We start from the raw sequence: 20,323 nt of genomic DNA, 5'->3' as shown, positions 1-20,323 counted from the left end.
GAAAGTTATAATAGCCTAAATACATATGACAATACCAGAATACTTCAGAAAAATATCAATAGAAAGCTTATTTACAGCAAATACATTTAAAAATTGTTGGCCAACTTGGAAAATAAAAACAAATCAAATTTTAGGAAATAATTATAATGAATTAGATGTTATTAATCTTGGAGATTCATTATCAGATATATTTAGAACTACTGGGGCTTCAGGTCGTGGTCAAGGTCAATTATCTGGAGGCGGCGTAGCTTGGGAATCATTGGTATGTTGGTATATTAACCTTTGTACAGTGGGAAGTAGAACTGTTGCCATAAGAAAAATGAGTTTAGTACCCAAACCGATTCAGGATGCTATAACAGTAAATTATGGAAATTTTGCTTGTAACACAGAATCAGATATTACTGTTATAACATTTCCTGATCTACCAGATTATAATATTGATATTTCTAAGTTAGCAATATCCAATAATGGAAACTTAATAAATAACTACAAAAAAGGAAAATTTAATACTGAACTATCAGATTTTCTTTCTGCTAGAGATTTTGATGATTATGAAATTGGTGTAATTCAATGTAAGGCTAATTGGAATGATAATGCACAAATTCCGATGCTTTGGGATATGATATATTCTGCAAATGGATTTAGCGGAAGAAATATTACTATTGGTAGAAATGGTTTTAATATTCATAACGCTAGTAACTTTTCATATTCATTTGTAACAGTTCCTTCTAATCAAAACGCAAAGTACAAAGGTAGTTCTGTAGCGGTTAAGAGAGTGACCAATTTATCTGGCGGTAATTATTGGGGACTTCCAACCGAAAACAACGTTGCACGTTCATTAAAAGAAATATTTTCAAATAATTTTCAAACTGGATACCCAAATAATATTCGTACTGAGGTAAAAAGTGCAATTCCAAAATTCAGTAATAGTTTATCTTATTTCGATATTATTTAATATTCTTCAATATTTCTAAAGCTACAGCTCTAGCCATTAATGGTGGTACAGCATTGCCAACCAAAGTATATTGAGGTAATTCTGTTTTTCTATTATTTCCGCCTGTGGAACGTTTACCTTGAAAAACAAATGAATCATCAAATGATTGCAATCTAGCCATTTCTCTAACAGTTAATGCTCTTGGGGAATTGTAATGTATATAATCATCAGGAATTGTCATAACCGTAGGGCTTTGACTATCTGGTTTTAATACGTTGTAATTTCTCTTTTTAGAAGATAATCCGCATTGATTTAATTCTTCCTGAGCTCTTTTATAATTTCCTTCTTTTAAGATTATATTAAGACGCTTAATTACGTCTTCTCCTTGATTACTTGTTTTATGATTGTGAAGAAGGTCATAAACTTTTTCTCCTTTATTTAAAGCTTCTTCATTTTTAACGTAAAAAGGTTTGGTAGCTTTTTTAAATCGACCATTTAATCGACCACTTCTACTCCATTCTGCGAAAGTTTTTCCTTTTATTTTAATTGGTTTGCCATTAATTGAACGTTTCTTTAAAAGGCTTTTCATTAATTTTGCTGTTCCATTATATTGTTTAGAAATATCAACTAAATGATATTGATGAGCTTCTTGATTGTTTCCAATGAAATCTAAATCATGCAACGCTTCAAATACAGAAACCTTTTCTTCTTCTGTAACAGTTGATGGAATTTCTGATATAAATTTTTGATCTTTTCTACATCCAATGAATAAAACCCGCTCTCTATTTTGAGGAACTCCGTAATTTGATGAATTTGCTATAAATGGAGCTTCTATTTTATAAAGTCTTATGTCGCTTATTATTTCATCTAACTCTCTGTTTTGAACTTTATCACAGTAAGCACGAATCATTGTAAGACAATCATCAATGTTTAAAACATAAATTTTTAATGCTTCGATTATGTCATCACAAGATTGCTTAAATTCTTTTGCTACATTTAATTTGTTAAATGCTTTTTCAACCTTATTAATTATTTCATTTGAATCTATATCTGTGAGGAATTGAGTAAAAGAGTCTACGAAGTAATCATTATCAATATTACAAAAGTCCTTTTCACGAATAATATCACGTTTTAATTTCTCCCATTCTTTATTTCTAACTAAAAGGTTAAAACCGTGTCTAATTGTACTTATTCTTTCATCAGTTTTACTCGTTTTATAATCAGCAATATTTGGAGTTAGCTTTTTAAACTTAGAATCAATCGTTTTTATGTAAATCTCTTTTGCTTCTTCTGATTTAGAATCCGTGAACTGTTCAATTTCAATTCTCTTAATTAAACAATCTAATAAGAAACTACTATCAACATTGGTTTTCTTTAAAGACTTTATAAAAGATGATAAGCGAGGAATTTCTTTAATATCAACTATTGAGTTAATTTCTTTAAGAATCAACTCTTTTATTTTTCCTTTCTCTTTTGTTAAAATTCCTTTAACGTTTTCCATAATAAAGTACTTTGGTTGAAGTACTTTGATTACTTCTAAATAATGAGAAAACAAATCATCTTTCTTGTCAAATTTTCTTCTTTTACCGGCTAAACTAAAACTTTGGCAAGGTGGTCCACCACATACAACATCAACTTGTTTATCTTTAGTTTTGGAAAGTAAGTTATCTAAAAAATCAGGTTCAGTTATATCTTGACATAAAAAATCTGCATCTAAACCTAATTGATGATTATATCTTACGACATGAGTTAATTCAGCATTTTCATTAATATCATTAGCAACAAGAAAGTCAAAAAACTTATTATTATGTTCAGCTTGTAAAAATCCTTCACTAAAACCACCAGCACCAGCAAATAAATCTACAAAAGTAAATGGATTGCCATATAACTCAACTTGTTCTCTTACAATTTTCACGCTATGGTTTTCCTTATAAGCACTTACAAAGCCATTTAACATTTTCTTTATATCATTATTTGTATAACTCTTTTTATAGGAGTTATTTAATAAATCATCTGCCCTATCTTTCAAATAAGCTAAGTAATGATTTATTTCTGTTGCTCTTTCGGAGTTTTCTTTTACTGATTGAGTCTCTTTGTCAAAATTTTCTTGCTTTATTTTTTCCCCTGTTGATAATTTAACTCGTTCAGAATTACAATTAATTGTTAAGTGAATCGGAGAGAATCCTTTTTTATCAGGTTTATCGAGATAGAAATTTATTGTAGCCATATTTTGAATTGCGGACGTTTATGCGGACACGGACAAATTTACGGACACTAAATAAAATAACCTATTGAAATTATGTAAATTTTTCCAAATCCCTACTTCTTCCTAGATGTAATAAAATAAACACCAGCCAATAAAATGACTGCCGCAATGATGGATTGTGTTGTGAGTTGTTCATCCAACACATACCAACCTAAAATCAGTGCGACTATAGGATTTACGTAAGATGACGTTGCGACTTTTTCTGTGGAAACTTCTTTTAGTAAGTAATTGAAAGCCGTGAATGCTACAATACTTCCAAAAATAATCAACAAAATCATTGACCATTTTACGTCTGAACTCCAAATTAATGGAGAAGTCCATTCTTCGCCTAGCGCAAAACTAATAATTGCGAGCAAAACACTTGCAATTGCCATTTGATAACCAGTACTGACCAAAGGACTTTTGGGTAAATCAGCTTTTGCCACAAAAACGCCTGCATAACTCCAACCGATGATACATACAAAAATCATTAGAATTCCGATTAATGTATCGTCATCAGTTACAAATTCCTTTTGACTTACCAATAAATACATTCCAATAATACCCAATGCAACGCCAATAATGGACTTTGTTTTCATCTTTTTTTTATCGATCAAACGCATCATAATCAAAACGAATAATGGATGTGTAGAAGCCAATAAAGCAGCAAAACCGCTATCAAGATATTTTAAAGCCCATACAAAAATTCCGTTTCCAGAAACCATAAACAAAAAACCAACAATTAAAGAATTTAAAAGCTGTCGTTTGCTGATTCCTATTTTTGCACCAGTTATTTTCGCTAATCCGAATAATAATATACTGGAAAAGAAAAAACGAACAGATGCTAAAAAAAATGCTGGCAACTCTGTAACCGCAATTTTATTCAATAAATACGTGCTTCCCCAAATGATGTAAATGGCGATAAATGCAAGTATAATGAGGACTTTTGAAGGTATTGGTTTCATGTAATTTTGGTAAACCGCAAATGTACAACCTTGTTTTGAGTTGATGCGACTTCCATCCAATTTCTTGAATATTATTTTGTGTCAAATTAGAAAAATGAAAATGTGCTATTTTATGTTCATTTGCGTATAATTTAAAATCTAGCTGGAAACGTATGAATCGTCCATCCGCCGCCAGATTCCTTCATCGTTGCGCACATAATCGTTTCTCCATCCGTTCGGATATTTACCAATCCATAATGGTTTTTGGTTAAAATACGTGTTTTTTCTATTGGTTGCGTTCCGTAATTAATTGTAAAGAGTTTGTGCACGCTTCTGTAATGATAACTTGCCGTAGTTTTCGATTGTTTGTGTTCAGATTCCGTAGATGCAATGAATGCTTTTTCACGCTCAATAATTTCTTTTTTAAACGCTTTTTTTTCGTTTTTATCTTTGATCGTATCAAATGCATTTCGTTCTTCATATGAAAATAGTGCGTTATCTTTTATTTCTCTCTTTTTTAAAGCTAATAATGCTTTATCTGAAACTGTTCCATCGCCATTGGAATGATTTTGAATTTTAATATGACTTACTTTTCCTAGAGATACAGAACGCTCAATTTCAGTCATATATATCAACGGAGTTATCAATCGGTCTTTTTCTTCATCAAGTTCAAAATGTCCTGTCACAGCACTTGCAGCAACAACTTCAGGTCTTGGATGCGCATACCCTTCTGCATCACCCGAAGATATAACAGTTGCGCCAGCATTGATGTGTTTTAAAAATTTGAAAGATATGTCGTGACTTCCGTGATGACATGCTTTGGCAACATCGCAATTAAAGTTATCTATTTTGTCACCGTAGGCTTCCGTTAGCCAGTTCATACTAGCCGTATTTAAATCGCCTGTTAATAAAATACGTGCTTTTCCATAATCAAGACGCAAACAAATACTATGTCCATTTTTATTTATTCCGGTATTTCCAAGGTCTTTCAAGGCAATTTTTCCATTTTTATTTTTAGTCACTGGCGCCAACACTTTTATACTACATGCTGTTTCATCTTTCCATAATTCAGGCAAAGGTTTATTGGTTGCCAAATCTTCCGCCTTTACACCTATTCTTTGAAATTGAGTTTGATGTTCTAATGCTAGAATCTTCTTAATAAAACTCTTCCAATTGCCATTTAAAGTATCAGTATTCGTTTTATCTAAACAGCGTTTAGCATCTGCACTATCTCCTAAAAGTCTGACAAACCATCCATCATCTGTTGGACCAAGTTTATCTTTGTGCGTATCGTCTTTTTTAACCCAAGTAGATAATCCTGCATGATGAAACTCTTTGGCTGTGAATTCAATACAATCTAATTCTTCATCTTTCTTCGGATCGTACTTTACCAAATCCCAAAGTCCGCCGTAATGATCTGCATCACAATGAGAAGCCATCATACTATCTAGTGTAATGGAATAATCGCCGTAATCTGAAAAGAATTTCCAATCGACAAAATCTGCGGCATTTTTCCCTGTCATTTGGTTCGTTCGTTCCAATCCACCATCAATTAACATGTGTTTACCTTCTGGAAATCGTACTAATACGCCGTCACCTTGCCCAACATCGATAAAACTAACATCCAAAATTCCTGTTTCGCTAATAAGTCGTGCTGGCAATTTACCATACCAACCTCTAGCACGAATTAAGCATTCATCGCCTTCTCGTTTTCGAATCTGAATTACATCTCCCCAAAGTAAATCCTTCTTATATTCGTCGTTATTTAATTCTAATCGTGTAGTGTAAGGCGTTTTCGAATCTGTAGTATCTTTAGCTAAATAACCAATTTCTACGGCATGCCATCTTCTAACAAAACCCTCTATTCCATCAACCATAGCTTTTGTCCATGATGCGGAACCAATACCTTCAGGAAGTGTAATTTCATCTCCCCAATGTAATGTTTTGAGTACTGTAGAAGTATCATCAGTAGTTTCAAAAAGTGAAGTTGTAAATGATTTTCTAAAAAAAGATCGTTCTTTCCTTTTCGGATTTTTATTTTTGAAAAATCTAAATTCATCTCCGTATGCGCGTATCCATCCTTGTGCCATGATTATAAGTTTTTGAATTACACACAGAAGGTATAAAATATTACAGTACTTTTATTACGTGAAACCGTAATTGATTAGAAATTAACAGATTATTGATATAAAAATTTGATTTTCCTGCTATTTATCTCATCAAAAAAAGGTCAAAATTGATTGATGTGCGAAACCAATTTTGAGCGTCTTTTAAAGAAGATTTAATTTAATCTCGAAAAAAATCGCCACAACAACATGTCATGACGATTTTTCTCTCTTATAGCAATTTTTAATGTGTATTTTAAAATACATTAGTCACGCTTAGCAACTTTATCCATCGCTTGTCCGATGAGTTCTTCTCCTGTTAAAATTTCGAAAGTTCTGTTGTGTGCAGCTCCATCGTTTAATGAACGAACCAATGTTTGCGCTACATCATCACGACTGATACTTCCCGATTTATCTAAATTATCTCCAAGATTGATCTTCCCAATTCCTGCATTATTTGTCAATTCGCCAGGTCGTACAATTGCATAATCTAATGTGCTGATTCGTAAATAATCATCTGCATTTGCTTTCGCTTGCATATAATCTTTCAAATCGCCTGCTTGTGCTGGCTGATCTGCGCCCATAGAACTCAACATAACAAATTTCTTTACATGATTTTTCTTAGAAGCATCAATCAATCTTTTTGCTCCTTCTTGATCTACTTCAATTACTTTCTTTCCGCCTGATCCGGCAGCAAACACAACTCTATCTATATTTTCTGTGGCGTGATACAAATTTTCTTCTAAATCGCCCAAAACAGTTTCTATATTCTTACTTTCAAATTGCGCTCTTTGCTCCTCTTTTCGCACCATCGCGATTGGATTAAAATATTGAGATTGATTCAATAAATTGATTATTTTTTTTCCTGTCGTACCAGTAGCACCAGCTACTAATACATTTTCTTTGTTCTTTTCCATGTTCTTTCTTTTACATTAATTAATAATTATTTTTCTGTTTAATCCAAGCAACTCGACTACTTTTTAGGCAGCGTAATTGCTTTTACATTCACAAACTCGCGAATTCCAAAATTTCTTTTCGTCGTAGTTCTTTTTAGATTTCTTTTAAGTGTAAAAAATAGAGGATTCACTTTTAGTGACGCGCCATCTTTTCTTTACGTTTGCGCAATTGTCGTTCCAAATCATTTACAGATTCTGAAACTGAATCTCTAAACTTAGCATGACTTGCTTCCGCAAAAAGTCTAGGTCCTGGAAGACTCAAACGTATGTTACAAATCATTCCTGTTTCATCTGAAGTTGTATTTTCTGTTTTAAAGAATACGTCAGCACGAATGACCATATCATATTTTTCTGCTAATTTATTTAGTTTTTCTGTTGCAAATTCTTCTAATGATTCACTTGCCGTAACATCGTGATATTCAAAAATAATATTCATATTCTTTGTGTTTTTAAGGTTCGTATGATTATGCTTTCTAGGACACTTTTAGCAAAGTTACTATTACAGATAAGCTTCTATTTGCTCGAATGAATTTTATGTGAACTCATATCATTTCTTAAGAAAAATTTAATAGAAATTAAGCATCATCTCATCAAATGAGCAACGATTAAAATCATTTGAAACAACGATTCTAACGGAGATATCAGAAATTTGTATAACAAGTAATATTAATTTAAAACACAACTTTATGCCATTTTTAACACACGAAACAGAAACACAAAACATAGATTTATTTTTTGAAGATTACGGACACGGACAACCAGTCATTTTAATTCATGGTTGGCCGTTAAGTCACCGAGCTTGGGAACAGCAAGTTTGGGCAATTGTAGAAGCAGGATATCGCTGTATTGCTTATGACAGACGCGGATTTGGAGATTCTGATTCTCCTTGGGGCGAATACGATTATTCAACATTAGCTTCCGATTTAAATTCAATCATTTCACAATTAGAATTGAAAGATGTGATTTTAGTCGGATTTTCCATGGGCGGCGGCGAAGTAGTTCGCTATTGTACCGATTATGGAACTGAGAATTTAAGTAAAGTAGCTTTGGTTAGCTCTATTATTCCGATAGTTGCGAAAAAAGATGACAATCCAAATGGTGTTCCACAGAAAGAATTGGACGGAATTATGGACGCGTTGGAAACTGATAGAGTTGGGTTTTTGAAAGATTTCCATAAGAATTTCTATAATTATGAAGATAATAAAGATAAAATTAGCAAAGCACAATTACAGTACGATTGGTCAATTGCGTCATATGCTTCACCAAATGCAACAATAAAAGCTGCAAAAGCTTGGGCTGAAACTGATTTTAGACCTGAATTGAAAAATGTAAATATTCCAACATTAATTGTTCATGGAGATGCGGATAACATTGTTCCGATTGTAACTGCGGGCGATCAAGCAGCGAAAGGAATTGAAAATAATACGTATAAAGTGATCAAAAATGGTCCACACGGATTGAATTTGACACACAAACACGAATTGAACGAAATTTTGTTAGATTTCTTTAAATAGGAATTTTGATCTGGTTTTTAGCTTTTGGCTTTTGGCTTTTGGCTTTTGGCAAAAAAAAATGCTTGCAAATTTACTGCAAGCATTTTTTATTACTAAATTTTACTAAATATAGAAATTGATATTTGTAAAGTAATCATAGCATCTCGATACAATTTTTCTTTATTTCATTACAAAAAATCACTCGATGTGACGCTAGAGTAAATTTTTTAGAGTATCACATTTTCAAATTGAAAAATTAAATTTTACGCTTCTCCTCTAGCAGGATAACCAGCTTTTAAAATATAGTCAATTCCGCCTAAAACGTCATTGAAACTTGGTCGTCCAAATGGCATCGATTGAATAGATTCCCAATACATTGTTCCGTCAGATTTTAACAAAAATAATCCTGGTTCCGTGAAATGTTTAGGTTCTTTTTTGATTCCTTCCGAAATGAATAATCCCCATTTTCGAGCTTCTTCAATCGGAAATCCATATCCAATTGGAATGTTTGAAATTTCCCATTCGTCATACGTCGCTTTGGCAACTTCTTCCGTATCAGAACTAATCGCAATTACGTTGATTCCTCTTTCTGTAAATTTACTTAGTTTACGTTGTAATTCTTCTAATTGTTTTTTACAAACAGGACAATGTTTTCCTCTGTAAAATAGAATCATTACAAAATTTTCTGGTGATTGCTCACTGAATTTCCACGTAGTATCGTTTACTAAGTTTACAATAATTTCTGGTGCTTTTTCTCTTGGTTTTATCATCTTATTTGTCTTTTAAGCTTTTCATATCAATTACAAAACGATATTTTACATCGTTGTCCATAACTCTTTCAAAAGCTTTGTTAATATCTTTCATTTCAATCATTTCCACATCAGAAACGATATTGTTTTCTCCACAGAAATCGAGCATTTCTTGCGTTTCTTTGATTCCGCCGATTAACGATCCTGCAACTCTTTTTCTTCCCATAATTAAGCTTCCGCCATGCATTGGTTCTAGCGGCTCAATTGCGCCAACCATCACCATTGTCGAATCGCGTTTTAGTAATTTTAGATATGGATTAATGTCGTGTTTTACAGGAACTGTATTTAGTAAAAAGTCAAACGTTCCTTTGTGTTCTTCCATTTCGTCTTCATCTTTTGAGATCAATACGGAATCTGCTCCTAGTCTTTTTGCATCTTTGGCTTTGTCTGGCGACGTTGTAATCATCACCGTTTCTGCGCCCATTGCATGTGCTAGTTTGATTCCCATGTGTCCTAATCCGCCAAGTCCAACGATTCCAACTTTGTCTCCTTTTTTAATTTTCCAATGGTTTAAAGGTGAAAAAGTGGTGATTCCTGCACATAATAATGGTGCAACTGCTTTGATATCTAAGTTTTCAGGAACTTTTAATACAAATTCTTCAGTAACTACAACACTTGTAGAATATCCTCCAAAAGTCTTTTTTCCTGTATGTTTGTTTTTGCTGTTATACGTTGCAACCATTCCTTTTTCACAGAATTGTTCTAAATCGTCTTCACATGCGCCACATGTTTGGCAAGAATCTACCATGCAACCAACGCCGACTAAATCATCTTTTTTGAAGTTTTTTACATCAGATCCAACTTCCAATACACGACCTACTATTTCGTGTCCTGGAACTAACGGATATGTTGCACTTCCCCAATCATTGTGTGCCGCGTGAATGTCGCTATGGCAAACACCACAGTATAGTATATCGATTTTAACATCGGTTGCTTTTACATCTCTTCTTTCTATTTCCATGAGTTCCAAATCAGCGTCTGCTGATTCAGTTCCATATGCTTTTATTGTTGTCATTAAGTATTTTTTTATTTATTAATTTTTGATAATGTGGCTTTTGGATAATCCGTATAGCCTTCTTTACCAGTTGTGTAGAATGTATCTTTGTTCCAATCGGCAAGTTCAATTCCATGTTCAAAACGTTCCACTAAATCTGGATTTGAAACATAAGGTTTCCCGTAAGCAACTAAATCCGCGTTTCCTTTTTCAATAACTTTATTTCCTTTTTCTTGATCGAAATTTGTGTTGATCATTAATGTTCCATCATATAATGGTCTGAAGTGTTCCGCAATATTTTCTACGGCATATTTTACATCAGAAACATCATTGAAAGGTTCCGATAAATGCACATATGCCAAATCGTACTCGTTTAATTTTTTGATGATATATTCAAACGTAGGAATCGTTTCTTCATCAAGTGTAATTCCAAACATTCCATGTAATGACGGATTAAATCTACATCCAATTTTCTGTTCAGGAATGGCTTTTTTCATCGCGTCAAGCGTTTCAAAGAAAAATCGCGCATTATTTTCAATACTTCCGCCAAATTCATCTGTACGTTCATTGGAACAATTTGTAAAGAATTGGTGAAATAAGTAGCCATTTGAAGAGTGAATTTCTACACCGTCAAATCCTGCTTCAATAGCATTTTTCCCAGCATTCACAAAATCTTGAATTGTTCTGTCAATATCCCCTTTCGCCATTGCTTTTGGAGTCACTGTACCTTTTGGACCTTCTGGTGTATATGATTCTCCATTTGGATTAATCGCTGATGGAGCTACTGGTAAATCGCCATTATGAAAATCTGGATGCGAATTTCTTCCCACATGCCACAACTGAATGAAAATTTTTCCATCTTCGTTGTGAACGCGTTCCGTAACTTTTTTCCAAGCTGCTGTTTGTGCTTCTGAGTGTATTCCTGGAGTATTTATATAACCAACAGCTTCTTCTGAAACTTGTGAACCTTCCGTTATAATTAATCCAGCGGAAGCTCTTTGTTCATAGTATAAACCGTGCAATTCGTTTGTCGGTACATTTCCGTCATTGTTGGCTCTACTTCGCGTCATTGGTGCCATTACGACACGGTTTTTTAGTTGTAAATTGTTGGTAGTGTATTTTTGCAATAAAGGCTCTCTAGTCATATTCTTTTTCTGTTATTTTTTGTTTAATCAAAAATACAAAATAGTAAACAAAGTTTTGTTGATCTATGACAATAGCGTCAAGATTCAGATGAAATGAGCAAGGAATTTTTATTTGGGAATTATTTTTAATGTATATACGTAAGTTAAGTGTCACAAAGCTATAGAATGCGTCATTCTGAACTTGATTCAGAATCACATATTACCATAAGTCAAGAGCATTTAATGAGACCCTGAATCAAGTTCAGAGTGACGTAGAAATTATGTGACAAAAAGCGGATTCAAGAATTATTCTTTCCAGCCCCAAGGTGCGCTTGGTTTTTTTACAGGATTTTTTAAATCCATTACCACTTTGAAAACGCGATCCGTTCCTAAACGGCGAAGATTGTATGTAAATGTTGATTCATCAATAGTAATCCACCAAACATTTGTTGCCGCGCCAGGAATCATTTGTTGTGTTTTTGCATCCGCAGAGAATACTTGAATGTCTGATTTCCCAGTATTTGTAGTTATTCCGCCATAAAAATTAACATCGTCTTCAGTTCCATCTTTATGTCTATGATCGTGTTTTAGTGCAATGCGATCATTTTTATACGTTAAAATCCACGTGCGCGATTTATCTTCTCCCACAAAAAAAGGAATCTTCATTTCGGTTTCAGAACATTTCCGAACGTGCATCGTTAATGTTTTTCCGCCAAAATCCTTGTCTTCTTTTGGAAGTTCTAAAACACCTTCATAGGCTTTTCCACAATGCGATTGTAGTGTATTCCAGAATTTTTTTGCAGGTGTTATTTCTTGCGAAAGCGCATTGAAAGAAATCAAACAAGCGAAAATTAGTAACTTTAGTTGTGAATTCATAAAATAGATTTAAGTAAAAACAAAGCTACATATAAAAAGAGAGTTTAAAACATTGCCGAAGCAGTATTCTAAACTCTCTTGTATATATTTTGAAAAAAACTATTCTTTTATAATAGTAACTTTTACAGCATTCATTCCTCTTTGCCCTTTTTCAAGTTCAAAAGAAACTTTATCGTTTTCTACGATTTCATCAATTGTTCCACTTACATGCGTAAAATATTTTTCGTTATTTTCCGCATCTATAATGAATCCGAAACCTTTAGAAGAATCAAAGAAAGAAACTTTCCCTTTACGAACTGGATCCACTTTTTCCTTGTCGCTTTCTAATGTTTTAGGAATACTTACTTCGATAGATTCTATTTCGATTTCTACCTTTTGAGATGGATCTGGTGGCGTATCTGTAAGATTTCCATTGTAGTCAACGTATGCAAACTCAATTCCGTTTGTTCCATTTTCCTTTGCATTAGCCTTTCTGGCTTCCATTTTTTTACGCTTCTCTTCTCTCTTCTTTAAACGTTTTTTTTCTTTTTCAATTTTATTAAATGTTTGTTGCGATTTAGCCATTCGTATCTTTAAATTGTTTTTATAATGTTAATATTAGGCTATAAAGATACGATTTATGTACGTTAACAGTAACAAAAGACGAAATTAATTCGATTGTAAGTATGTTTTAAGCGTCTTTTTTCTCGATTTGATACAATTTCAACCAAAATAGCGACTATGAAATGAAAAAAATCTTAGCTATCACGTTTTGATTTTCGGTATGTATATGTTGGATAAATGTTTCGTTTTGCAAAACGATTGACTTTATCCGAATTAATCATTTTGATATACACTTGCTTTGTAATACCAAAATATTCATACGTAGTTCCATCTAAAAAAGTGATTTCTAACAGTAATCCTTTATGATTGAAATCTGCAATTCCTGAATTTGTAATGGTTTCTGTGTATGCTTCAAAATTTGCTTTTAGCGTTTCCGGAGCAATACTTACTAAAAAGTGATATCCATCAATAACTTCAATACTTTTTAATTCAGCTTCCGCGTGTTTTGAATCTTCTTCTTGATATTTATCAGGATGCCATTCTTTTACAAGATTGCGATATGTTTTTTTAAGTATTTTAAGATCGATTTCACTCTCAACTTGAAATAGCTTTTTGTATTGATTAATACGTTTCATAACTAGGGATTTTTTAACTGGGCGCAAAATTACATCTAATAGTGGAAATAATGCTAATAATTGAACAATAAAAAAGTCTATCATTGCTGATAGACTTTTTACTAAACTTGGAAGAATATATCTTAGATAACTTTTACGTTTACTGCGTTTAATCCTTTTTTACCTTCTTGTAGGTCAAATTCAACTTCATCGCCTTCACGAATTTCATCGATTAATCCTGAAATGTGTACAAAGTGATCTTTGTTTACTCCTTCTTCAGTGATGAATCCAAATCCTTTGGCATCGTTGAAAAATTTTACTGTTCCTTTACTCATTGTAATGTAATTTAATTTATTATACTTTTAACTTTGCAAAGATGATGCCATTAATTTGATTTACAAACAATTAATACATAAATTTTTAATATTTCTTCAATTTAGCATAGTTATTCACGTGAAACGCACTGTTTTAAGCTATTAACCCATAAAATAAATTTTAATTTAACTAGTTTAACCAGCGTTTTCTATGCATATTTTAACAAAAATGAGTTTTTTTAGATTGGATTTCTTACTTTTAAGTTCTTATTTAGATAAATAACCTAACCATTTACCATGAATCAGTCAATTAAGGACAAAGCACGAAAAAATCTTAAAATTATAAGTAAAGGAGATTCTTTATATCATTACGCAAGAGTTATTTCCAATACACGTTTTGGCTATATGCCAGCAGCAATAGTGTATTGTGAAACTGCAGAAGATGTTTCTTTTTGTATTAATTATTGTAGAACTTATACTGTTCCGTTTAGAATACGTTCTGGTGGACATCAACATGAAGGAATGTGTTCCGCAGATAATGTCATTATTATCGATTTATCAGAAATGAATACAATTGTGTACGATACTGAAGACACTGCTTGGATTCCTGTTGGAAAACAATTAGGGAAAGTATATGAAGAATTAGAGAAGCGAGATCAAACATTGCCTGGCGGCGGTTGTCAATCCGTAAATGTTGGCGGACTTACACAAGGCGGCGGTTGGGGAACTTCCATTCGTAAATATGGATTGACATGTGATTCTGTTATTGAATGTGAAATAGTTTTAGCCGATGGAACTGTAGCTATTATAAGTGATGAAGACGAAGATCAAGATATTTGCGATTTATTTTGGGCGTTAAAAGGCGGTGGCGGCGGAAATTTTGGTGTCGTAACACGTTTTAAATTTAAACTAGTTTCATTATTACCAGTAACGACTTCGTTTTCTTTTACGTTGAAATCTCCTAAGAAATCAAAATCATTGATTAAAACATGGGCAAATTTACATGCAAAAATGAATTTGGATGTAAATTTGTCTACAGCTTGTGGAGTATTAGTTTCTGAACCTGAAAAAGAAGGCGAAGATGTTACCGTACTTGCACGAATGGGCGGTTTGTATTATGGCTCAAAGAAAAAATTAGTTGCATTGTTAGCTCATCATTTTGGAGATTTGATTCCTAAAGATACAAGTTTTGCAAAACAGCATCCTGAAAATTATATTGATCCAGAAGATCAACCAGAAGGATTTATTCTTAAAAGTATGCCAACTTCGGAGAATACTTTATCATTTACAGCACATCAACGTTTTATTGCTGATTTTGTGAATCCTACGGGAAGTCTTGAATATTTTGAAAATGACGATGACAAAAAATGTGGGAATCGTAAATTAACGATATTGGCTAAAGCGCCAGATTCTACCTGCGATCAACCACATCCGCACAAAGTAACTTCTGCATTTCCGAAAGATAATATTGATCATGATATATTGGTAGATAAGATTTTTGATGTTTTAGAAAACACTTGCTATTTCTCAGATGTGACTAGATATATGAGTTTTCACTGTTTAGGTGGCGCTGTGACAGAAAATCCAAAAGACCGCGTATTTGCGTTTTCTCAAAAACCATACTTATTACAAATACAAGCTTGGTGGGACAATGTTGCAAATGTATTTACCAATGAAAAAAGAAATGCTGAATATGTAAATTGGGTAAAAGATTTCAGAAAAGAACTTTCGCCTTATACAGAAGGTTCTTTTATCAATTTTGTAGATAGTTCATTAGTTGAAGATATTGAAAAAGATGAAAATCGTTTGAAACTTCTTGAAATCTATTATGGAGAAGAGAATTTAGAAAAATTACGCGCAATTAAAACGAAACAAGATCCGAATCAACTTTTTAAGTTTGAGATGAGTATTTTGCCAGAATAACTTGTTATGTAATTTTAGGATGTCATTGTTGTTTCTATTTTTTTTGGTTTGAAAAATATTCCAAATATTCCCATAACTTTGCTGCGTTTTTAAAAATAATTCATGCATCAAGAATACATTATAGTCTTTGCAATTTGCCTTTTAGTGTTTCAGAGGCTCATTATTATAATTCACGAATTTGGTCATGCAATTTCAGCGCTACTAAATTCTACAGGAAAAGTAACTGTGTATCTTGGTTCTTATGGAGATGAAGAGAAATCATTTCGGTTCAAAATCAAGCGATTAGAATGCTTTTTTAAATACAATATATTTGCATGGAAAGGCGGATTGTGTGTGCCACATGGAAAAAATGTTTCTTGGAAAAGTAGTGTACTCATCAGTGTATTTGGTCCATTAACTACACTTCTACTTGGAAGTATTACTTGTATAGTGCTTCTATTTTTTGAAATTAATCTTCTTGCAAAAATGATTCTTTTTGCATTTGCGTTTTCATGTATACTTGACTTTATATTTAATATAATTCCGCGAAAAAGACAGATTAAATTGCATGATGGAAGTTTTGTATATAATGATGGAAAACGTTTGACATATTTATGGAGTATTCGAAATATGTATGATGAAATGAATGAAGCAATGACATTTTACAATGAAAAAAATTATGCCAAGGCTGCTGATTTGTTTGAAGAATGTTTGACTAAAGCTCCTGAAAATCAAGAATTGTATAGATTGATGATTTCTTCCTATCTACAAATTAAAAATTATAACAAAGCAGGAGAATTTCAAAAGGTGTACACAGAAAAATATAAAAACTCTTTTGATCTAATCGATTATGTAAATTTAGGCGTGCTACAGATTAATGAAGATGATTTACAAAAAGCATTAGATTCCTTTAATAAAGCACTAAATTTTGATCCTAAACATCAAATTGTACTATGTAATCGTGGTTTAACGTATGGCTTGTTAGATAGACATGAAGAAGCAATTACGGACTTAAACAAAGCAATTTCAATTGATCCTAATTTTCAATATGCTTGGGATAATCTTGGATTTTCAAAACTAAAACTTGGGCAATTAGAAGAAGGATATGCAGATTTACAAAAAGCACTAGAATTAGACGATCAAGATCCATATGTACATCGAAACTTTGGTATTTATTATTTCTACAAAAAAGACTACCAAAAAGCACTCAGTTTATACGAAAAAGCACTCAAATTAGATCCTGATGGTTTTAAAATTCAGGAATATATTGATGAAGTGAAAGCGGTAATGAACTCATAATTTAACTTGAGTTCGACATAATTATTTTGAAAGTAACTTTTGTAGTTTTCAATAATATTTTTTATTAAATAGTTCATTTTTAGTTTTTTATTTTCTTTCTCTTTGCTCGCACAAAGAAAAGAAACAAAAGAAAGTGCGCTTTTTCCAGAGGTATTTTTAGCCGAAAAGGCTAAAACCGTATTGATTTTTCTAAGTTTCAGTATATCAAGCTCTATTCTCTGCAAAGGACTTTATGAACCTACACTTCTACAAAATTTAGAAAACTCTTGATGAAAAATAAATACTATCCTGCTGAAAAAGATTCTAGCACCTATCAATTCCATATCAAAAAGAAGTTAATTAACTAATATGCAATCATTTAATTTTAAATCATTCAATCTTTTAATTACAGTCACGACTACAAATATAGTTTTATGACTATTTATATAGTTATATTGAAATATTCTTCTATATTTGCCACATGAATGAGTTAACAAAAGCCGAAGAACAAGTCATGCAATTTGTGTGGAAACTTGATAAAGCATTTTTAAAAGATATTGTAGAACAATTTCCAGAACCAAAACCTGCATACACTACTATTTCTACGGTAGTTAGAGTATTGGTACGTAAAGAATTTTTGAATTTTGAAACCTTTGGGAAGATTCGTCAATATTCGGCGACAATTTCAAAAGAACGCTATTTTTCGCAACATATGAAACACGTAATTGGGAACTTTTTTAACGGTTCCACAACTAAATTTGCTTCGTTTTTTGCTGAAAGTGATACACTCAATTTGACTGAAATGGAAGAAATGAAAGCTTTATTAGAAGAAAAAATTGAACACTTAAAATCGAACAATGAATAGCATTCTTATATATCTATTGCAAGTCAGTTTGGTGTTTGGTAGCTTTTATTTGCTATACAAATGGCTGTTTAGCAAGTTTACGTTTCACGCAGTAAACAGAACTTTTTTATTGTTAGTATTTCCGTTAGCGTTGCTTCTTCCGTTCAGTAATCTGTTGTTTCCACAGATTCAAAATCTTACGATAGAAATTCCATTATTGGAAAATTTCACAGCATTTTCTGGTTTTGAATATTTCACAGAAGAAACTGTTACACTAAACAATCAAACTGTAAATTATGGTTTTTGGATGTTTTTCGCATACGCGATTGGCGTTTTGTGTTATCTCGTACGATTTATAAAAACTACACTTTCTTTAGTTACATTAAAAAGAAATTCACAAAAAATCTCATCAAACAATACAACACTTTATAAAGCGAATGTTTCCGAAATTTTCTCTTATTTCCATTGGATTTTCGTTCCAAACTCACAAAAAGAAGCTGTAGACGAATTAATCATCACACATGAAAAGGCGCATGTACAACACTTACATTCCATCGATGTAGTTTTGGCGGAACTATTCATAGCCTTTTTCTGGTTTCATCCACTCGCCTATTCCTATAGGAAATCATTAAAATCGATTCACGAATTTCAAGCTGACGCGTTTGTTTTGAAGCAACACGTAAAGAAATCAACCTATTTGGAACTTCTTTTAAAAAGTCTCGAACCAAAAAATACAAATCCTGTATACAGTTATTTTTCGCATCCAACACTCAAAAAACGAATAGAAATGATCACAAAATCACAATCAAAACACAGTTCAAAACTCTTATATTTATTACTAATTCCAGTAATTGCACTCGTTTTTATGGCGTTTACAAGTGGGAATGAAAGCATGATTTCAAATGAATTTATTCCAATCACGATAAAAACAAATGGAAAACCTTCTTTATTTCCTGTAAAAAATGGAAGTTCAATAGATATTACTTCACATTTTGGTTTGAAGCCAAATCATCCAAGAATGAAAAATGCTATACCACACGGAGGAATTGATATTAAAGCAATAAATGGAACTCCTGTAATTGCTACGGCTGACGGAATTGTTATAAAAGCAACCAAAAAAGGAAATTGGGGAAATCTACTTGTAATTTCGCATGCAGATGGTTTTGAAACTTGGTACGCACATTTAAAAGGATTCAATATAAAAGAAGGCACAAAAGTAACGAAAGGCGACATCGTTGGGTATGTTGGAAATACCGGATTATCTACAGGTTCACATTTGCATTATGAAGTGCGCCAAGACGGAAAACGACTCGATCCGATGAACTATATTACAGAGTAAAATCTTAAAAAAAAGACACAATTTATTTATCAGGAATGCGTTATACTCGCAGATCCGTAAAAATCTAGTATACCATATGAAATCATTTTATCTGATTGTTTGCGCACTTTGCATGTCATTTTTTGCGAACAGTCAAACACGAGACAATTTACAAGTTGAAACTGCGAAAGTCAATATAAATTTGCCTATAGTTTCACTTGCGTTGAACACATTTGAGCACATTAAAATCGTTAGTCATAGCCTAAAAAAAGATTGGATTGCAGAAAACTGGAATACCAACGTTTTTAATCCGTATAAAGAAGTCAAAAAACAATATCCGTTACATATTTCGTTTGAAGATAGCACCTATGCTTCGCCAATTCCGCGGAACAAAGTCGTGACTTCGCGCTACGGTTGGCGAAATCGTAGAGCGCATAACGGAATTGATATTGATTTGATTACTGGCGATGACGTAATGTCCATGTTTGATGGCGTTGTTCGGTATGTAAATACACATGCTGGACACGGAAAAACGATTGTTGTACGTCATTTTAATGGCTTAGAAACCGTTTATGCACACTTATCGCGTCAATCTGTAAAAGTGAATGATACTGTGAAAAAAGGGCAAATTATAGGAAAAGGCGGCACTACAGGAAATGCGCGCGGAAGTCATTTGCACTTAGAAGTTTTGTTTCAAGGAATTCCGATTCATCCTGAATATCTATTTGATTTTTCTGATGAAGATCATACAATTCACGCAAACGATATTTGGGTAAATACCAAGTGGACAACTGCTTACAGACACAATTCGAAACGAAAATCTAACATAGAAATTTGTACTACGGAAGCGGAAGCTATTGAAAGTAAACAAGCTGAAAAGAAGTTGTATACAGTTCGTCGCGGCGATACATTGTCGAGAATTTCAAATAAATACAATGTTTCAATTGCTTCGCTATGTAAAGAAAATTCGATTCGTAAAACAAGTACGTTGCGAATTGGACAAAAATTGATTGTTACGCAATAATATTTG

At 32.6% G+C, this 20,323-nt stretch carries 19 protein-coding genes; 7 read left to right on the top strand and 12 right to left on the bottom strand.

Going from position 1 to position 20,323, the window contains the following annotated elements:
- Positions 1-25 precede the first annotated feature (25 nt).
- Positions 26-955 (top strand): hypothetical protein, encoded by a 930-nt coding sequence (locus tag IMCC3317_RS02250; protein ID WP_160127882.1) that lies wholly within the window; start codon positions 26-28, stop codon positions 953-955.
- Here IMCC3317_RS02250 and IMCC3317_RS02245 read toward each other — a convergent pair.
- The 5 genes from IMCC3317_RS02245 to hpf form a co-directional block, all read right to left on the bottom strand.
- The gene (locus IMCC3317_RS02245) at positions 948-3,161 is read right to left on the bottom strand and encodes a DNA cytosine methyltransferase (RefSeq protein WP_160127881.1); all 2,214 of its coding nucleotides are present in this window, start codon (positions 3,159-3,161) and stop codon (positions 948-950) included. The two genes, IMCC3317_RS02250 and IMCC3317_RS02245, sit on opposite strands and share 8 nt — an antisense overlap.
- Before the next feature lie 92 nt (positions 3,162-3,253).
- Positions 3,254-4,144 (bottom strand): EamA family transporter, encoded by an 891-nt coding sequence (locus tag IMCC3317_RS02240; protein ID WP_160127880.1) that lies wholly within the window; start codon positions 4,142-4,144, stop codon positions 3,254-3,256.
- Positions 4,145-4,275: 131 nt separating this feature from the next.
- Entirely contained in the window at positions 4,276-6,213 is a 1,938-nt protein-coding gene (locus IMCC3317_RS02235) for a ComEC/Rec2 family competence protein (protein WP_160127879.1), read from the bottom strand.
- Positions 6,214-6,494: 281 nt separating this feature from the next.
- Positions 6,495-7,145 carry an SDR family oxidoreductase gene (locus IMCC3317_RS02230; RefSeq protein ID WP_160127878.1) on the bottom strand — a complete coding sequence of 217 codons (651 nt, stop codon included), beginning with the start codon at positions 7,143-7,145 and terminating at the stop codon, positions 6,495-6,497.
- Positions 7,146-7,317: 172 nt separating this feature from the next.
- Entirely contained in the window at positions 7,318-7,620 is a 303-nt protein-coding gene (hpf, locus tag IMCC3317_RS02225) for a ribosome hibernation-promoting factor, HPF/YfiA family (protein ID WP_160127877.1), read from the bottom strand.
- A gap of 250 nt (positions 7,621-7,870) precedes the next feature.
- Here hpf and IMCC3317_RS02220 point away from each other — a divergent pair, with 250 nt between their 5' ends.
- Positions 7,871-8,698 (top strand): alpha/beta fold hydrolase, encoded by an 828-nt coding sequence (locus tag IMCC3317_RS02220; RefSeq protein ID WP_160127876.1) that lies wholly within the window; start codon positions 7,871-7,873, stop codon positions 8,696-8,698.
- Between the two features lie 242 nt (positions 8,699-8,940).
- On the opposite strand, the gene IMCC3317_RS02215 is transcribed toward IMCC3317_RS02220, so the two are convergent.
- From IMCC3317_RS02215 to IMCC3317_RS02185, 7 genes are all read right to left on the bottom strand, one after another.
- On the bottom strand, positions 8,941-9,447 hold the full coding sequence (locus tag IMCC3317_RS02215) for a redoxin domain-containing protein (RefSeq protein WP_160127875.1): 507 nt from the start codon (positions 9,445-9,447) through the stop codon (positions 8,941-8,943).
- 1 nt (position 9,448) lies between these two features.
- A complete protein-coding gene (locus IMCC3317_RS02210; RefSeq protein WP_160127874.1) occupies positions 9,449-10,501 on the bottom strand; it encodes an NAD(P)-dependent alcohol dehydrogenase in 1,053 nt (350 codons plus the stop codon).
- Positions 10,502-10,512: 11 nt separating this feature from the next.
- A complete protein-coding gene (locus IMCC3317_RS02205; protein ID WP_160127873.1) occupies positions 10,513-11,625 on the bottom strand; it encodes an alkene reductase in 1,113 nt (370 codons plus the stop codon).
- Between the two features lie 285 nt (positions 11,626-11,910).
- Positions 11,911-12,480, bottom strand: a complete 570-nt coding sequence (locus IMCC3317_RS02200; protein ID WP_160127872.1) for a hypothetical protein — start codon at positions 12,478-12,480, stop codon at positions 11,911-11,913.
- Positions 12,481-12,579: 99 nt separating this feature from the next.
- Positions 12,580-13,044 (bottom strand): cold-shock protein, encoded by a 465-nt coding sequence (locus tag IMCC3317_RS02195; protein ID WP_160127871.1) that lies wholly within the window; start codon positions 13,042-13,044, stop codon positions 12,580-12,582.
- Between the two features lie 173 nt (positions 13,045-13,217).
- Positions 13,218-13,658, bottom strand: a complete 441-nt coding sequence (locus IMCC3317_RS02190; protein ID WP_160127870.1) for a KTSC domain-containing protein — start codon at positions 13,656-13,658, stop codon at positions 13,218-13,220.
- A 122-nt stretch (positions 13,659-13,780) separates the two neighbouring features.
- Positions 13,781-13,972, bottom strand: a complete 192-nt coding sequence (locus IMCC3317_RS02185; RefSeq protein WP_160127869.1) for a cold-shock protein — start codon at positions 13,970-13,972, stop codon at positions 13,781-13,783.
- Positions 13,973-14,248: 276 nt separating this feature from the next.
- Between IMCC3317_RS02185 and IMCC3317_RS02180 the strand changes: the two genes are divergently transcribed.
- The 5 genes from IMCC3317_RS02180 (at position 14,249) to IMCC3317_RS02160 (ending at position 20,317) form a co-directional block, all read left to right on the top strand.
- Complete coding sequence (locus tag IMCC3317_RS02180) at positions 14,249-15,874, top strand: FAD-dependent oxidoreductase (RefSeq protein WP_160127868.1); 1,626 nt, start codon at positions 14,249-14,251, stop codon at positions 15,872-15,874.
- Between the two features lie 102 nt (positions 15,875-15,976).
- The gene (locus IMCC3317_RS02175; protein WP_160127867.1) at positions 15,977-17,152 is read left to right on the top strand and encodes a M50 family metallopeptidase; all 1,176 of its coding nucleotides are present in this window, start codon (positions 15,977-15,979) and stop codon (positions 17,150-17,152) included.
- A gap of 460 nt (positions 17,153-17,612) precedes the next feature.
- Positions 17,613-17,996, top strand: coding sequence for a BlaI/MecI/CopY family transcriptional regulator (locus tag IMCC3317_RS02170; RefSeq protein ID WP_160127866.1), 384 nt, complete (start codon positions 17,613-17,615; stop codon positions 17,994-17,996).
- Complete coding sequence (locus IMCC3317_RS02165) at positions 17,989-19,314, top strand: M23/M56 family metallopeptidase (RefSeq protein ID WP_160127865.1); 1,326 nt, start codon at positions 17,989-17,991, stop codon at positions 19,312-19,314. The genes IMCC3317_RS02170 and IMCC3317_RS02165 overlap by 8 nt, the downstream gene beginning before the upstream one ends.
- Before the next feature lie 76 nt (positions 19,315-19,390).
- A complete protein-coding gene (locus IMCC3317_RS02160) occupies positions 19,391-20,317 on the top strand; it encodes a M23 family metallopeptidase (RefSeq protein WP_160127864.1) in 927 nt (308 codons plus the stop codon).
- Positions 20,318-20,323: the final 6 nt, after the last annotated feature.

Source organism: Kordia antarctica (genome assembly GCF_009901525.1).
Classification (GTDB): Bacteria; Bacteroidota; Bacteroidia; order Flavobacteriales; family Flavobacteriaceae; genus Kordia; species Kordia antarctica.
This window is presented reverse-complemented; position numbering and strand designations above follow the sequence as displayed.

Bases quoted from the DNA above. Each gene is read 5' to 3' on its own strand.
- IMCC3317_RS02250 (WP_160127882.1), top strand. From the start codon at position 26: ATGACAATACCAGAATACTTCAGAAAAATATCAATAGAAAGCTTATTT.
- IMCC3317_RS02205 (WP_160127873.1), bottom strand. From the start codon at position 11,625: ATGACTAGAGAGCCTTTATTGCAAAAATACACTACCAACAATTTACAA.
- IMCC3317_RS02175 (WP_160127867.1), top strand. From the start codon at position 15,977: ATGCATCAAGAATACATTATAGTCTTTGCAATTTGCCTTTTAGTGTTT.
- IMCC3317_RS02185 (WP_160127869.1), bottom strand. From the start codon at position 13,972: ATGAGTAAAGGAACAGTAAAATTTTTCAACGATGCCAAAGGATTTGGA.
- IMCC3317_RS02160 (WP_160127864.1), top strand. From the start codon at position 19,391: ATGAAATCATTTTATCTGATTGTTTGCGCACTTTGCATGTCATTTTTT.
- hpf (WP_160127877.1), bottom strand. From the start codon at position 7,620: ATGAATATTATTTTTGAATATCACGATGTTACGGCAAGTGAATCATTA.
- IMCC3317_RS02210 (WP_160127874.1), bottom strand. From the start codon at position 10,501: ATGACAACAATAAAAGCATATGGAACTGAATCAGCAGACGCTGATTTG.
- IMCC3317_RS02245 (WP_160127881.1), bottom strand. From the start codon at position 3,161: ATGGCTACAATAAATTTCTATCTCGATAAACCTGATAAAAAAGGATTC.
- IMCC3317_RS02230 (WP_160127878.1), bottom strand. From the start codon at position 7,145: ATGGAAAAGAACAAAGAAAATGTATTAGTAGCTGGTGCTACTGGTACG.
- IMCC3317_RS02180 (WP_160127868.1), top strand. From the start codon at position 14,249: ATGAATCAGTCAATTAAGGACAAAGCACGAAAAAATCTTAAAATTATA.
- IMCC3317_RS02190 (WP_160127870.1), bottom strand. From the start codon at position 13,658: ATGAAACGTATTAATCAATACAAAAAGCTATTTCAAGTTGAGAGTGAA.
- IMCC3317_RS02195 (WP_160127871.1), bottom strand. From the start codon at position 13,044: ATGGCTAAATCGCAACAAACATTTAATAAAATTGAAAAAGAAAAAAAA.
- IMCC3317_RS02235 (WP_160127879.1), bottom strand. From the start codon at position 6,213: ATGGCACAAGGATGGATACGCGCATACGGAGATGAATTTAGATTTTTC.
- IMCC3317_RS02200 (WP_160127872.1), bottom strand. From the start codon at position 12,480: ATGAATTCACAACTAAAGTTACTAATTTTCGCTTGTTTGATTTCTTTC.
- IMCC3317_RS02220 (WP_160127876.1), top strand. From the start codon at position 7,871: ATGCCATTTTTAACACACGAAACAGAAACACAAAACATAGATTTATTT.
- IMCC3317_RS02240 (WP_160127880.1), bottom strand. From the start codon at position 4,144: ATGAAACCAATACCTTCAAAAGTCCTCATTATACTTGCATTTATCGCC.
- IMCC3317_RS02215 (WP_160127875.1), bottom strand. From the start codon at position 9,447: ATGATAAAACCAAGAGAAAAAGCACCAGAAATTATTGTAAACTTAGTA.
- IMCC3317_RS02165 (WP_160127865.1), top strand. From the start codon at position 17,989: ATGAATAGCATTCTTATATATCTATTGCAAGTCAGTTTGGTGTTTGGT.
- IMCC3317_RS02170 (WP_160127866.1), top strand. From the start codon at position 17,613: ATGAATGAGTTAACAAAAGCCGAAGAACAAGTCATGCAATTTGTGTGG.